General features: G+C 69.7%; 12 protein-coding genes. 5 read left to right on the forward strand and 7 right to left on the reverse strand.

All coding sequences use genetic code 11. From position 1 onward, the window contains the following. Positions 1–183: 183 nt before the first annotated feature. From NBE95_RS04990 to NBE95_RS05000, 3 genes are all read left to right on the forward strand, one after another. Positions 184–1,836 carry a BCCT family transporter gene (locus tag NBE95_RS04990; protein ID WP_289894752.1) on the forward strand — a complete coding sequence of 551 codons (1,653 nt, stop codon included), beginning with the start codon at positions 184–186 and terminating at the stop codon, positions 1,834–1,836. A gap of 105 nt (positions 1,837–1,941) precedes the next feature. Beyond that, the gene (locus NBE95_RS04995) at positions 1,942–3,426 is read left to right on the forward strand and encodes an inorganic phosphate transporter (RefSeq protein WP_289894753.1); all 1,485 of its coding nucleotides are present in this window, start codon (positions 1,942–1,944) and stop codon (positions 3,424–3,426) included. 147 nt (positions 3,427–3,573) lie between these two features. Further along, positions 3,574–4,635, forward strand: a complete 1,062-nt coding sequence (locus NBE95_RS05000) for a DNA topoisomerase IB (RefSeq protein WP_289894754.1) — start codon at positions 3,574–3,576, stop codon at positions 4,633–4,635. A gap of 64 nt (positions 4,636–4,699) precedes the next feature. Here NBE95_RS05000 and NBE95_RS05005 read toward each other — a convergent pair whose 3' ends face one another. After that, positions 4,700–5,356 carry a L,D-transpeptidase gene (locus NBE95_RS05005; RefSeq protein ID WP_289894755.1) on the reverse strand — a complete coding sequence of 219 codons (657 nt, stop codon included), beginning with the start codon at positions 5,354–5,356 and terminating at the stop codon, positions 4,700–4,702. Between the two features lie 229 nt (positions 5,357–5,585). On the opposite strand from NBE95_RS05005, the gene NBE95_RS05010 reads away from it, so the two are divergent. Next, entirely contained in the window at positions 5,586–6,155 is a 570-nt protein-coding gene (locus tag NBE95_RS05010) for a CAP domain-containing protein (RefSeq protein WP_289894756.1), read from the forward strand. 89 nt (positions 6,156–6,244) lie between these two features. After that, positions 6,245–7,030, forward strand: coding sequence for an inositol monophosphatase family protein (locus tag NBE95_RS05015; RefSeq protein WP_289894757.1), 786 nt, complete (start codon positions 6,245–6,247; stop codon positions 7,028–7,030). A gap of 143 nt (positions 7,031–7,173) precedes the next feature. On the opposite strand, the gene NBE95_RS05020 is transcribed toward NBE95_RS05015, so the two are convergent. The 6 genes from NBE95_RS05020 to NBE95_RS05045 form a co-directional block, all read right to left on the reverse strand. After that, positions 7,174–7,695, reverse strand: coding sequence for a L,D-transpeptidase family protein (locus NBE95_RS05020; RefSeq protein WP_289894758.1), 522 nt, complete (start codon positions 7,693–7,695; stop codon positions 7,174–7,176). A 65-nt stretch (positions 7,696–7,760) separates the two neighbouring features. Continuing rightward, positions 7,761–8,978 (reverse strand): class I SAM-dependent RNA methyltransferase, encoded by a 1,218-nt coding sequence (locus NBE95_RS05025; RefSeq protein ID WP_289894759.1) that lies wholly within the window; start codon positions 8,976–8,978, stop codon positions 7,761–7,763. Continuing rightward, positions 8,975–10,846 (reverse strand): ABC transporter ATP-binding protein, encoded by a 1,872-nt coding sequence (locus NBE95_RS05030; protein ID WP_289894760.1) that lies wholly within the window; start codon positions 10,844–10,846, stop codon positions 8,975–8,977. Before NBE95_RS05030 ends, NBE95_RS05025 begins: the two co-directional genes overlap by 4 nt. After that, positions 10,846–12,012 carry a CCA tRNA nucleotidyltransferase gene (locus NBE95_RS05035; RefSeq protein WP_289894761.1) on the reverse strand — a complete coding sequence of 389 codons (1,167 nt, stop codon included), beginning with the start codon at positions 12,010–12,012 and terminating at the stop codon, positions 10,846–10,848. The genes NBE95_RS05030 and NBE95_RS05035 overlap by 1 nt, the downstream gene beginning before the upstream one ends. Beyond that, positions 12,009–12,608, reverse strand: a complete 600-nt coding sequence (locus NBE95_RS05040; RefSeq protein ID WP_289894762.1) for a CoA pyrophosphatase — start codon at positions 12,606–12,608, stop codon at positions 12,009–12,011. The genes NBE95_RS05035 and NBE95_RS05040 overlap by 4 nt, the downstream gene beginning before the upstream one ends. Continuing rightward, positions 12,608–13,633 carry an Hsp33 family molecular chaperone HslO gene (locus tag NBE95_RS05045; protein ID WP_289894763.1) on the reverse strand — a complete coding sequence of 342 codons (1,026 nt, stop codon included), beginning with the start codon at positions 13,631–13,633 and terminating at the stop codon, positions 12,608–12,610. The genes NBE95_RS05040 and NBE95_RS05045 overlap by 1 nt, the downstream gene beginning before the upstream one ends. Positions 13,634–13,685: the final 52 nt, after the last annotated feature.

Here is a 13,685-nt window from a genome sequence, read left to right on the forward strand (position 1 = left end):
GCCACACCAGGCCAGACAGCCGGTTCCGCCGCCCGCGTTGCGTTTTTGCGCTTGTTCCGGTAAAAACGCCGGGTTGGTTGCGGCCTTTTTGCAGGTTTTTGTCCTCGGGCCGTCTATTTCCGTTGCGCGCCCAGGGCGTGCTGGACCAGATCGCACAATCAGGGAAAAGACCTTTTGGCAGAAATGACGCAGGTTCCGATCGACCCGATCACCCCCGAAGCAGTTCCGGCGCCCGAGGGCCCGACGCAGATCATCGACACCGCCTACGAGATCGGCCAGGACAACATCAATTATCGCCGACGCTTCGTGTTCGAGCTGGATATCCACAACGTCGTGTTCAGCATCTCGGCGCTCGGGGTCGTCGCCTTCACCCTGCTGACCCTGATGTTCCAGAACACGCTGGACCCGTTCTTTTCCGGGCTGCGCGATTTCCTGACCGCCAATCTCGACTGGTTCTTCCTGATCGTCGGCAATGTCTTCGTGCTGCTGTGCCTGGTGCTGATCGTGCTGCCGCTGGGCCGCATCCGGCTGGGCGGTCCGCAGGCGGTGCCCGATTACAGCTATCTCTCGTGGTTCTCGATGCTGTTTGCCGCCGGCATGGGCATCGGCCTGATGTTCTATGGCGTGTCCGAGCCGCTGGGGAACTACACCGCCGCCTTCGACGGCCCGGCCGTCGGGCCGGACGGCATCCGCACCGACTGGGCGCCGCTGCAAGGCGTGCCGGGCGATGCCGAAGGTGCGCGGCGGCTGGCGATGGCGGCGACGATCTTCCACTGGGCGCTGCATCCCTGGTCGATCTATGCGATCGTGGCGCTGTCGCTGGCGCTTTTCGCCTTCAACAAGGGCCTGCCGCTGACGCTGCGCTCGGTCTTCTATCCGATCTTCGGGGAACGGGTCTGGGGCTGGCCGGGGCATGTGATCGACATTCTGGCGGTCTTTGCGACGATCTTCGGGCTTTCCACCTCGCTGGGCATCGGGGCGCAGCAGGCCAGCGCCGGGCTGAACTTCCTGTTCGGCCTGCCCGCGACCACCGGGGCAATGATCTTCCTGATCATCTTCATCACCGGCATCGCCACCGCATCGGTGGTGGCTGGCATGGACAAGGGTGTGAAGCTGCTGTCCGAGGCGAACATGGCGCTGGCGCTGCTGCTGCTGGTCTTCATCGTGCTGGTCGGCCCCACCACCCAGATCGCCACCGGCTTTTTCAAGAACCTGCTGGCCTATGTGGAATATCTGCCGGCGCTGTCGAACCCGCTGGGGCGCGACGACGACAATTTCCGCCAGGGCTGGACCGCCTTTTACTGGGCCTGGTGGATCAGCTGGTCGCCCTTTGTCGGCATGTTCATCGCCCGTGTCAGCCGCGGCCGCACGGTGCGCGAGTTCCTGATCGCGGTGCTGCTGATCCCGTCGCTGGTCTCGACCATCTGGATGACCGCGCTGGGCGGCACGGCGATCAGCCAGGTCGTGGACCAGAGCCTGCGCTCGGTCCAGGACGCGGCGCTGGAACTGCAACTGTTCGAGATGCTGGCGCATCTGCCGCTGACCGGCATCACCTCGCTGATCGGCATCGTGCTGGTGATCGTGTTCTTCGTCACCTCGTCGGATTCCGGCTCGCTGGTGATCGACACGATCAGCGCCGGCGGCAAGGTGAACGCGCCGGTGCCGCAGCGGGTGTTCTGGGCCACCTTCGAGGGGCTGGTCGCCATCGCGCTGCTGTTGGGCGGCGGGCTTGCGGCGCTGCAGGCCATGGCCGTCTCGACCGGCTTTCCCTTTGCGATCGTGCTGCTGGGGGCCTGCTTCGCGCTGGTCAAGGGCTTGCGGGCAGAGCCGGGCTGACCGGTCCCGCAGGCGGTGCGGGGCGGCGCGGTGCGCCGGGCGTCGGATGCATCTTGATATGCCACCGATTCCCTCCTAGCACCCGCGGGAACAGAAAGGCGGAACATGTCTAACAAGGATCTCGAGCCCCGACATCTCGACACGCTGGACCGCGACCTGGGCCGCTTCGCCAATCTCGAGGCGGCCGCGGTCTATGTCTCGCGGCCCCTGGTGGCGCCGAGCATCGGTTTCGTCTTCATCATCCTGGCCGGGCTTGCCGCGGCGATGCTGCTGGGCCAGCACGGCGAGATGCCGATCGTCGTCGCCGCCGCGGTGTTCGGCGCCTACATGGCGCTGAACATCGGCGCCAACGATGTCGCCAACAATATGGGTCCGGCGGTGGGGGCGAATGCGCTCAGCATGGGCGGCGCCATCATCATCGCGGCGATCTTCGAAAGCGCCGGCGCGCTGATCGCCGGGGCCGACGTGGTCTCGACCGTGGCCAAGGGCATCGTCGCGCCCGAGGCGCTGGACACGCCCGCGATCTTCATCTGGGCGATGATGGCGGCGCTGCTGGCCTCGGCCCTGTGGGTGAACCTGGCGACATGGATCGGGGCGCCGGTCTCGACCACCCATGCCGTGGTCGGCGGGGTGATGGGCGCAGGCATGGCGGGTGCCGGTTTCGGTGCGGTCAGCTGGGACCAGATGTTCGCCATCGCCGCAAGCTGGGTCATCTCGCCGGTGATGGGCGGCGTGGTGGCGGCCGGCTTCCTGTGGTTCATCAAAAGCCGGATCATCTATCGCGACGACAAGATTGCCGCCGCCCGAACCTGGGTGCCGGTGCTGGTCGGGATCATGGCCGGCACCTTTGCCGCCTATCTGGTGATGAAGGGGCTGAAACAGCTGATCGCGGTCTCGATGGGCTCGGCGCTGCTGCTGGGCCTGATGATCGGGCTGGGCTGCTGGCTGGTGATGATCCCGGTCACCCGCCGCCAGTCCAAGGGGCTGGAGAACCGCAACAAGTCGCTGAAGGTGCTGTTCGGGATTCCGCTGGTCGCCTCGGCGGCGCTGCTGAGCTTTGCCCATGGCGCGAATGACGTCGCCAATGCCGTCGGCCCGCTGGCGGCCATCGTGCAGACCGCGCAGACCGGCAATTTCGAGGGGGCCGTGACCATTCCCCTGTGGGTGATGCTGATCGGGGCCTTCGGCATCTCCTTCGGCCTCAGCCTGTTCGGGCCCAAGCTGATCCGCATGGTCGGCAGCGAGATCACCAAGCTGAACCCGATGCGGGCCTATTGCGTGGCCCTGTCGGCGGCGATCACCGTCATCCTGGCCAGCTGGCTGGGGCTGCCGGTCAGCTCGACCCATATCGCGGTGGGCGCGATCTTCGGCGTGGGCTTCTTTCGCGAATGGGACGCCGAGCGGCGGCTGAAACGGGCCCGCATGACGCTGCCGAAGACCGAAGAGATCCCCGCCGACGAGCGCCGCCGCCGCAAGCTGGTGCGCCGGCTGCATGTGCTGACCATCGGCGCCGCCTGGGTGGTCACCGTCCCCGCCGCGGCGCTGCTGTCGGCGATTCTGTTCCTGATCCTGCGGCAGATCCCGGTCTGATCCGGCGCGTCGGGGCGGCCGGCATCCTGGCCGCTTTTCCCCCTCGTCTGCATCGCGATCCGGTTTCCTGACCCGGTTGCCGCCGGGCGCGCAACCGGGCGGATCCGGAACGCGTTGCGCCTTGTTGCCGCGTGCTTTCCGGTCGCCATGCCCGAGGATTCGCCCATCGCCCACGCCCAGGACGCCGCGGAAACCGCGGGGCTGATCCATGCCGGCGACGATGCGCCCGGAATCTCCCGCCGGCGCTGCGGCACCGGGTTTTCCTATCGCGACGCGCGGGGCCGGACGATCCGCGACGCCGCCGTGCGGCGCCGCATCCGGGCGCTGGCGATCCCGCCTGCCTGGTCCGAGGTCTGGATCTGCGCCGATCCGCGCGGCCATGTGCAGGCCACCGGGCGCGATGCGCGCGGCCGCAAGCAATATCTTTATCACCCGCGCTTCCGCGCCTTCCGCGACCGTGCCAAGTTCGATCACCTGCTGGAGTTTGCCGCCTGCCTGCCGAAGATCCGCGCCCGCGTCGATGTCGACATGGCGCGGCCCGGGATGCCGCCCGACAAGGTTCTGGCGACCGTCGTGCATCTGCTTGAAACCACGATGATCCGGGTCGGCAATGCCAGCTACGCGCGCGAGAACCGTTCGCACGGGCTGACCACGCTGCAGAACCGCCATGCCCGGATCGACGGCGGCAAGGTCCGCTTCCGTTTCCGGGGCAAGGGGGGCAAGACCTGGGATCTGGGCATCCGCGACCGCCGCGTCGCCCGCATCGTGCGCAAGATGCAGGATCTGCCGGGCCAGCCGCTGTTCCAGTATCTCGACGAGGCGGGCGAATGCCGCAGGATCACCTCGGGCGAGGTGAACGACTACCTGCGCGGCATCGCCGGGCGCGAGGTGACGGCCAAGGATTTCCGCACCTGGACCGGAACGGTCCTGGCCGCCGAGGCGCTGGCACGCTGCGATCCCTTCGAGAGCGAGGCCGAGGCCAAACGCAACCTGCGCGAGGCCATCGCCAACGTCGCCGCCCGGCTGGGCAACACCCCGGCCATCTGCCGCAGATGCTATGTCCACCCGCAGATCATCGAGGCCTATCTGGCGGGCGGGCTGAAGCTCCGGCTGGGCAAGGACGGCACCGCCCGCGATACCGGGCTCGGCCCCGAGGAGCGTCAGGTCCTGCGCCTGCTGCGCAAGGCCGCCCAGCCGTCCGGGGGCTGAACGGCGCCGGTCCGCGCCGCCATGAAAAAGGGCCCTGCCGGCTCCTTTTCGCGCTGCCTGCGGGTCAGATCAGCAGCACCTGGGTGCCGATCTTGGTCAGGTCGTAAAGCTGCTTGATATGTTCGTTGTAAAGGCCGATGCAGCCGTTCGAGGACTTGCGGCCGATCTTGCGCGTGTCATGCGTGCCGTGGATGCGGTAATACTGCCAGCTCAGCCACAGCGCATGGGTGCCCAGCGGGTTGTCCGGCCCCGGCGGCACGAAATCCGGCCATTCCGGGTTGCGCTTCTTCATCTCGGGGGTGGGCGCCCAGCTCGGACCCTTGACCTTCTTGATGATCTCGGTGCGGCCGGTGCGGGTCAGGTCGGCGCTGACCGGAACCGAGGTCGGGAACAGCTTGTAGACGGTCTGGTCCTCGGACCAGTAATGCAGCGCGCGCGAGGTCAGGTCGACCAGGATGGCGCCATTGGTCAGGGTGCTGAAATAGGGCTGCCAGTCCTGCATGCGGAAGCTGGAGATGTTGCGGCGCGAATCCTGGGCCGCGTCATATTGCACCATGCCCGCGTCCGGGGTGGCGCCGCCGGCCGCGCCCTGCAGCGGCTGGCCGGTATAGGGGTCGATGGCCTGGGCCAGGGCCGGGGCCGCCAGCCCCGCCGCCGCGCCCATCGCCGCCGAGGCGGTCAGAAATTTCCGGCGCGAGACCGGATTTTTCGGCGTGATCATGTGTCGCTCCTGATATGTGGCGGACCGCTCGCGGCGGTCTTCTCTGCCCGAATTTGCGAAGAATGGCGTTACGACATGGATTTACGCCCCGGCCCGGACCCTTGCAATTCAAACAAGCGTCATTGTCGCAACAGAGTCGCAGCCTGTGGCCCTCACGCAATCTTTCGTTTGAAGCGAGGCGCTGCCTTTTGTATGGCTGGCGCAAAATATCCTCTCGGGACAGGACATGATGCTGAAACTCTCTACCCTGGCGCTTGTTTCGGTGCTGGCGCTTGCCGCCTGCCAGCAGCCGCAGCAGACGCAACTCGGCCCCGACGGCCAGCCGCTGCCGGTCGCCTACAAGATCACCCCGCGGGAAGAGGCGCAGATCCCCGGCCGCATCCTGGGCCAGATCAATGCGCTGCGCGCCAATGTCGCCGCCGCCCCCATGGTGCAGAACCCGATGCTGGACGCGGCCGCCAAGGCCCATGCCCGCGACATGGCGGCGCAGAACCGCGCCTGGCATTTCGGCTCGGACGGCTCCTCGCCGCTGGATCGCATCCGCCGCAACGGCTACATGGGCCACCTGATCGGCGAGAACATCTCCGAGACCTACGAGAACGAGATCGCGACGCTGAACGCCTGGATGCAGACCCGCGACACCCGCGACGTGGTCATGGACCCGCGCGCGACCGAGCTGGGCGTCGGCTGGTACCAGGAACCCTCGGGCAAGATCTGGTGGGTGCTGATCACCGGCGGCGCGACCGCCACGCCGACGACCATGGCCGGCGGCTTTGCCGCCCCCGGCGCCGGAATCTGACCGGACGGCGCGGCCGGACCGGGCCGCGCCTTTCCGCCTTTCATCGGCAGGCGGGCCCTCGGCCGGCGGCTGCGTCGCAGGAGGTCGGGATGAGCGAGATCGACCGAATCCTGGCCGCGGCGCTGGTCCTGGCCGCGGCGGCTGCGGACATCTCCGCCCAGGCATGGCGCGGTGCGCTTGCTGTCCGCTACAAGCCAGACGGCACCTCGCTGACCGAGGCCGACCTGGCCATCGAGTCGATGTGGCGCGAGCGCATCCGGCGGCAGTTTCCCTCGCACGGCATCCTGGGCGAGGAATACGGCGCCGATGCCGGCAGCAGCGCCTTTACCTGGGTGCTCGATCCGATCGACGGCACCCGCCAGTTCGCGGCGGGATTGCTGAACTTCGCCTCGCTGATCGGCGTCTGCCGCGACGGAGTGCCGGTTCTGGGTCTTATCGACCTGCCGGCGCCGGGCGCCCGCTATGTGGCGGCCGAGGGGCGCGGCACGCGCTTCGGCAGCCGCCTTGTCCGCAGCAGCGCGCAGCGCGCGCTGGACAGGGCCGTCGTCAGCCTGGCGAATCCCGACAGTTTCACCGCGCCCGGCAGCGCGGCCGGATACCGCCGGTTGCGCTCGGCCGGGCGGGTCAGGGTGTTCGACGGCGGCGCGGCCGCCTATGGCGCGCTGGCCCGCGGGCTGGTGGATCTTTGCCTGAACGGCGACGACCTGGACGCTTACGACATCTGCGCCCTGTGCCCGGTCGTGCAGGAGGCGGGCGGCGTCATTTCCGACTGGCGGGGTCGGCCGCTGACGCTGCGGTCCAGCGGGGCCATCCTGGCCAGCGCCTCGTCCGAACTGCACGCGGCGGCGCTGGACCGGCTGGCCCTGCCGGGCTGATGGCGATTCGGCCCGGGCCGACATGGCAGGGCAGGGCATGACATGGCAGGCGCGACGGGCAGGCGGCCGGCCTGCGCCGTCCCGGCAATCAAAAGCCCCGCGACGATGCGCAGGGCCCTTGTGACAGGCGCTGCCGGCGGCGCCTAGGGATAGAGGAAAATCGGCACGCCCGGGCGCAGCATGGTGAAGATCTCCTCGATCTCCTCGTCGGTGACGGCGATGCAGCCGGCGGTCCAATCGTTGCGCTGCCGGACCAGCTGCCGCCCCTCGGGGCCGAGGCCGTGGATGAAGATGTCGCCGCCCGGCCGCAGCCCCCTGGCCGCCGCCTGGGTCACGTCCTGCGCGGATGGGTAGGAGATGCCGACCGACAGGTGATAGCGGCTGCGCGGGTTGAAACGGTCGATGAAATACATGCCCTCGGGCGTGCGGCCGTCGCCTTCGAATTGTTTGCGGCCGACCGGCTGATTGCCGAGCTTGATCTCATAGCTCTTGATCACTTCCCGGCCGCTGACGAGATACATCTTGCGCTCGCCCTTCTTCACCACGACCTGCGTGATGGGCGGACCCTGATAGGTCTTTCTGGATTGAGTGCTGTCCCCGCCGCCGCAGCTTGCCACAACAGCCACTGCGACAACCGCGAAAAATGCGCGTATTGCCCGAATCATCACTGCCCTCTGTCTGCGCTATGCGCTTGGTTTTCCCAAGAAATAGCACAGAGATTAAAATTTCGCTAGCTTCGGCGAAATTCCGCCACGGTCTCGACATGCGGCGACCAGCGGAACTGGTCGACCACGAAGAGCCGCGCCAGCGCCCATCCGCCCTCGGCGAGAATCCGCGCGTCCCTTGCAAAAGTGACGGGATCGCAGCTGACCCAGGCCAGCCTGTCCGCGGCCGAGCGGGCCAGTTCGCGCGCCTGCGCCTCGGCCCCGGCGCGCGGCGGGTCGATCACGATTGCGTCATAGGCCAGCTCGTCGGGCATGAGCGGCCGGCGGGCAAGGTCGCGAATCTCGGTCGTGATTCGGCGCAGGCCGGGGCTGCGGCGGGCGGCCGCGTCCAGCGCCTGCAGCGGCGCGGCCAGCCCCTCGACGGCATGGACCTCGGCCGTCTCGGCCAGCGGCAGGGTGAAGGTGCCGCAGCCGGCGAACAGGTCCAGCACCCGGCCGGCACCGCGCAGCATGCCGCGCACCGCGGCCAGCAACGCCGCCTCGCCCTCGGCGGTGGCCTGCAGGAAACCGCCCGGCGGCGGCACGACCTGCGCCCGCCCCATGGGCAGCGCCGGCGGGCGGCGGGTGATGCCTTGGCCGTCCCAACTGAGCCGCGCCAGATCGCCCTCGGCCGCCAGCGCCGCCAGGGTTTGGAACAGCGCCGGCTGCATCGGCTTGCCGCCGGTCACCGCCACGTCCAGCCCGGCCGGCGTCTCGGTCACGGTCAGCGACAGCTCGCCCGCGCGCGAGGCGCCGGCGACGACCAGCCGCCGCAGCAGCGGCAACGCCGACTGGATTCCCGGCCGCAGCACATGGCAATCCGCGATATCGACGATCACGTCCGAGGCGCGGGCGTGAAAACCCAGCAGCGCGTCTTTCTTCGTCCGCCGCCCCGACAGCACCGCCCGCCGGCGCGAGCGCGGCGGCGAGACATGCACCCCGGCAATCGGCGCGGAAAGCCCCTGCGCCCGCAACGCCTCGGTCACCACGCCGACCTTCCAGGCCTTCACGAACGCCTCGGAGCCGTGCATCAGCGCGCAACCGCCGCAGGCGCGGTAATGCGGGCAGGGCGGGCGCACCCGCTCGGGCGCGGGGGTCACGATGCGCGGGCTGGCGATGCGGCCGTTCTCGGCCTCGCCCTCGATCACCTCGCCGGGCAGGGTCAGCGCCGCCAGGGCGCGGCCCCCGGTCCCGACCGCCACGCCATCGCCCTTGCGGCCCAGCCGCTCGACGGTCCAGATCACTCGGCGGCCTCGGTGGTTTCCTCGTCCTCGTCGGTGCCCAGGAAGCCGCCGGACTGGCGGTTCCAGTAGCGGGCATAGGTGCCGTCCAGCGCCAGCAGCTCGGCATGGCTGCCCTGCTCGACGATGCGGCCGGATTCCAGCACCACGATGCGGTCCAGCTCGGCGATGGTCGAGAGCCGGTGCGCGATGGCCAGCACGGTCTTGCCCTGCATGGCGCGGTGCAGCGCCTCCTGCACCTGCGCCTCGACCTCGCTGTCCAGCGCCGATGTCGCCTCGTCCAGGACCAGGATCGGCGCGTCCTTCAAGAGCGCGCGGGCCAGCGCGATGCGCTGGCGCTGGCCGCCGGACAGCTTGACGCCGCGCTCGCCCAGATGGGCGTCGTAGCCGGCGCGGCCCATATGGTCGCGCAGGGTCAGGATGAACTCATGCGCCTCGGCCGCGCGGGCCGCCGCCACGATCTCCTCCTCGGTGGCATCCGGGCGGCCGTAAAGGATGTTGTCGCGGGCCGAGCGGTTGAACATCGCGGTTTCCTGCGTGACCATGGCGATGTTGCGGCGCAGGCTTTCCTGGGTCACCGCGCGCACGTCATGGCCGTCCACCCGCACCGCGCCGCGTTCCACGTCGTAAAGCCGCAGCAGCAGCGAGACCATGGTGGACTTGCCGGCGCCCGAGGCCCCGACCACGCCCAGCCTCTCGCCCGGGGCGATATGCAGGTCCAGGTCGCGGATGCCGCCGCCGCCGTCCCGCGCCGTGTCGCGGCCATAGGCGAAATCGACATGGTCGAAGTCGATGCGCCCGGCCACGCGGTCCAGCGCGACCGCATCGGCGGCGTCGGTCAGGGCATGGGGCGGCGACAGGGTCTTCATGCCGTCCTCGACCTCTCCGATCGAACCCCAGACGCCCATCAGCGCCATGCTGACCCAGCCGGTCATCTGCGCCAGCCGCATCGAGATCGCGCCGGCGGCGGCGATGTCGCCGGCCGTCGCCAGCCCCTCGCGCCACAGCATCAGCGTGCCGCCGATCAGCACCACCGGCAGCGCGCCGGCGACGAACATCAGCGAAAAGCGGAACCAGGTGCTGACGCGGCCGAAATCCAGCGCCCGTTCGCGAAACCCGGCCATGGCGCCAAGCGCGGCGCGGTCCTCGTGCTCGGCATGGGCGAAAAGCTTCACGGTCTTGATGTTGGTGATCGTGTCCACCACCTGCCCCGTCACCATGGCCCGCGCCGAGGCGCGGCTGGCCGAGCGGGTGCGGATGCGCGGCAGGAAGAAGCGGATCAGCAGCGCATAGCAGGCAAGCCAGGCCAGCATCGCCACCGCGCCCCAGCCGTCCACCGAGACCAGGAAGGCGGCCGAGCCGATGATCGAGGCCAGCGCGAAGGCCACCACGTTGACGAATTCCGTCGCCACGTCGGTCACCGCCCGGGCGGTCTGGGTCTGCTTCTGCGCGATGCGGCCGGCGAAATCGTTGTCGAAGAAGGTCACCGCATGGCCCATGGTCCAGCGGTGCAGCCGCGACAGCACCAGCGGGAACAGGTTCGGCCCGATGATGACGCTGGAGGAGGCGGTGGACAGGCCGAAGATCGCCGGCCGCACCACCAGGAAGAACAGCACGAAGCCCAGGATCAGCCCGCCCTTGTCGGCGACCAGGGTCGCGGGCGTGCTGGTCACGACGGCATCGATCACCCGGCCCAGCAGCACCGCCGAGACGATATCCGCGATGCCGCTCAGCGCCGAGGCCACGGCCGCGACCGCCAGCCCCGACCATGCCCCCGACAGGCACCAGCGGAAGAAGGCCAGCAGGCTGCGCGGCGGCGGGCCCTCGGCCGGGCGGAAGGCGTCGATCATGCGGGCGAAGACATCATGCATCAGGCCCGGGCCTCCTGTCGCAGCGCGATCCGGCGCAGCACCTCGCGCGGCAGGATGAAATCGCTTTCGATCCATGCCGCCTCGGCGCGTTTCAGGGCCTCGCCCAGGGCCGGGCCGGAAAGCTCGGGCATCAGGTCGCGGGCGGCCAGCGGGAATTTCGCCTCGGCGCCGCGGGCCAGCTCGTGGCACCAGCCAAAGGGCGGCGCCTCGCCGCGGGCGGCGCGGATCAGCACCGATTGCGCGGCGACGGCGCGGCCGTGGCGCCAGGCGGCGACCGGCGGATGCAGCGCCAGCGCCGCGGCGATCTGGTCCTGGCTGCGGGCCTCGTCGCGCGACAGCCGCAGCGCCCCGGCGGCGTTCGGGGCCGCCAGCAGCGCCAGGCGGCGCGGCCAGCAGGGCAGCGCGCCGGTGCCGAATTCGTGCTCGGCCTCGACCAGCTCGGGCAGGTCGCCGGGATCGGCGCCGGGCAGGACCAGCGACAGCACGCCCGCCTCGGCCATCAGCGCCACGGCGCGCGAGGGGTCGGGCGCATCCAAGAGCTTGCGCATCTCGTGGCCGATGCGTTCCCTGGAAATGCCGGCGAGGCCCGCGCGCAGCTCGCGGCAGGCGGCCAGCGCCTGCAGGTCGGCCTCGCGCCCATACCAGGCCAGGAAGCGGAAAAAGCGCAGGATGCGCAGGTAGTCCTCGGCGATGCGGGCGCGCGGGTCGCCGACGAAGCGCAGCCGGCGCGCGGCCAGGTCGGGCAGGCCGCCCACCGGATCCAGCACCTTGCCCGAAGCGGTGGCGTAAAGCGCGTTCATGGTGAAGTCGCGGCGCTGCGCGTCTTCCTCGATCCGGTCGGAATAGGCGACCACGGCGCGGCGGCCGTCTGTTTCCACGTCGCGGCGGAAGCTCGTGACCTCGAAGCCGCGGCCGTCGGCGATCACGGTGACGGTGCCATGGTCGATGCCGGTCGGCACGCTGCGCAGGCCGGCCGCCTCGGCCAGGCGGATGCTGTCCTCGGGCCGGGCCGAGGTCGAGATGTCCACATCCGCCACCGGCTCGCCCAGCAGCGCGTTCCGGACCGCGCCGCCGACGATCAGCGCCTGCGCGCCTTCGGCCGAAAGCGCGGCCAGCACCCGCGCCAGGGCGGGATCGTCAAGGAAGGGCGCGGTCAGGCGGGTCATGCGGAAAGCCTGGCTGAAATCCGGGTGGCGAGCGAATGCAGGACGCGGGCGGTGGCGCCCCAGATATAATAGGGTCCCCAGGGGGCGACATAATAGTCCCGCCGGGCGCCGCGCCAGATCCGGCCCTCGACATGATAGTTCGCCGGATCGGTGACATGGGCGAAGGGGACGGTGAACACCTCCTCGACCTCGCCGGCCTCGGGGACGGGGGTGAAGGGGCCGTGGACCAGCGCCAGCACCGGGGTCATGGCAAAGCCGGTCACGGTGCGATGCGGCGGCATGGTGCCCAGGACCTCGACGCGGGCGGGGTCGAGGCCCACCTCCTCATGCGCCTCGCGCAGGGCGGCGGCGGTCTCGTCGGCATCGCCGGGATCGACCTTGCCACCGGGCAGGGCGATCTGGCCGGGATGGTGGCGCAGGCTGCTGGCCCGCTTGGTCAGCAGCAGCCGCCCGTCCGCGGCGTCGAAGGCGGCAAGCACTCCGGCGGGGCGCAACGCCGCCTCGCCGGGCGCCGGGGCGCCGCCGAAGTCGAAATCGGACGAGGGCCCGGTCGTTCCCGACAGGGCCCGCATCAATGTCTCGCGGACCCCCGTCATCAAAGTGCGGCCCGGCTTTCTTTGGCCCCGGCTTGCGGCAGCAGATTGCCCTCGGCATCCATGGTCGCCTCGAAGCCGAGGCTTTGCGGGTCGAATTCGTAATGCGCGCCGCAGAACTGGCAATCGGCGGTGACGATGCCGTCGCCGTTGGTCATGTGGGCGATGTCCTTGGCCGAATAGATCGACAGCGTGTCGCGCACCCGGTCGGCATTGCAGGAACAGCCGAAGACCAGCGGTTGCACGGCGAAGGCGGTGGGCTCCTCCTCGTGGAACAGCCGGAAGACCAGGTTCGGCAAGGGCAGGGCGGAATCGACCAGCTCCATCGCCTCGACCGTGGCCATCAGCATGGTGGCGCGGTTCCAGTCCTCGGACTGCGCGCCCTGCAGGATGTCGGCGGATTGCAGCGCCTCGCCTTCCGGGGCGGCGTGGCTGGCGGCGGGCAGGGTCTGCAGCATGATGCCGCCGGCACGCCAGTGCTCCTCGGCCTGGCCGGGCATGCGCGAGCGGCCGACCGTCAGCTCGAAGCGGGTGGGAAGCTGCTCGGACTGTTCGAAATAGGCCTGCGCGCAGGCGGCCAGCGAGCCGCCGGCCAGCGGCGTCAGGCCCTGATAGGGCGTCGTGCCCTCGCCCTGGTCGATCAGCACCGCGAAATAGCCCTGACCGAGCTGGTCGAAGCCGGTGACGCCCTCGTGCAGCCGGTCCGGGTCGAAGCTGGCCCAGGCGCGCATCCGGGCGGGGCCGCCCTCGGTCTCGGGGGCGTAATAGTCGGTGGCGATGGTGCGGATGGCGCCGTTGCCGCGCACCTGCAGCGACAGTTTCCAGCGCAGCTTGATGGTCTGGCCGATCAGCGCGGTCAGGGTGGTCAGTTCGGCCACCATGGCGCTGACCGCGACCGGGTAGTCGTGGCGCGACAGGATATGTTCGAGCACCGGGCCCAGGCGCGCGACGCGGCCGCGCATGCCCGAGCGCTCCAGCTGGAAGGGCAGCACGCTGTCGTCCCAGGAAAGATCCTTCGTTTCGGTCATTGCAAGTCCTTCGGAATACGGGTGCGCGGGGCCGGCGACGGCCCGGCGCCTT

The organism is Paracoccus sp. TOH (assembly GCF_030388245.1).
Classification (GTDB): Bacteria; Pseudomonadota; Alphaproteobacteria; order Rhodobacterales; family Rhodobacteraceae; genus Paracoccus; species Paracoccus simplex.

Excerpts from the sequence above, each read along its gene's own strand:
- NBE95_RS05005 (WP_289894755.1), bottom strand. The coding sequence starts at position 5,356 with ATGATCACGCCGAAAAATCCGGTCTCGCGCCGGAAATTTCTGACCGCC.
- NBE95_RS04995 (WP_289894753.1), top strand. The coding sequence starts at position 1,942 with ATGTCTAACAAGGATCTCGAGCCCCGACATCTCGACACGCTGGACCGC.
- NBE95_RS05045 (WP_289894763.1), bottom strand. The coding sequence starts at position 13,633 with ATGACCGAAACGAAGGATCTTTCCTGGGACGACAGCGTGCTGCCCTTC.
- NBE95_RS05020 (WP_289894758.1), bottom strand. The coding sequence starts at position 7,695 with ATGATTCGGGCAATACGCGCATTTTTCGCGGTTGTCGCAGTGGCTGTT.
- NBE95_RS05000 (WP_289894754.1), top strand. The coding sequence starts at position 3,574 with ATGCCCGAGGATTCGCCCATCGCCCACGCCCAGGACGCCGCGGAAACC.
- NBE95_RS05010 (WP_289894756.1), top strand. The coding sequence starts at position 5,586 with ATGCTGAAACTCTCTACCCTGGCGCTTGTTTCGGTGCTGGCGCTTGCC.
- NBE95_RS05030 (WP_289894760.1), bottom strand. The coding sequence starts at position 10,846 with ATGCATGATGTCTTCGCCCGCATGATCGACGCCTTCCGCCCGGCCGAG.
- NBE95_RS05040 (WP_289894762.1), bottom strand. The coding sequence starts at position 12,608 with ATGACGGGGGTCCGCGAGACATTGATGCGGGCCCTGTCGGGAACGACC.
- NBE95_RS05015 (WP_289894757.1), top strand. The coding sequence starts at position 6,245 with ATGAGCGAGATCGACCGAATCCTGGCCGCGGCGCTGGTCCTGGCCGCG.
- NBE95_RS04990 (WP_289894752.1), top strand. The coding sequence starts at position 184 with ATGACGCAGGTTCCGATCGACCCGATCACCCCCGAAGCAGTTCCGGCG.
- NBE95_RS05035 (WP_289894761.1), bottom strand. The coding sequence starts at position 12,012 with ATGACCCGCCTGACCGCGCCCTTCCTTGACGATCCCGCCCTGGCGCGG.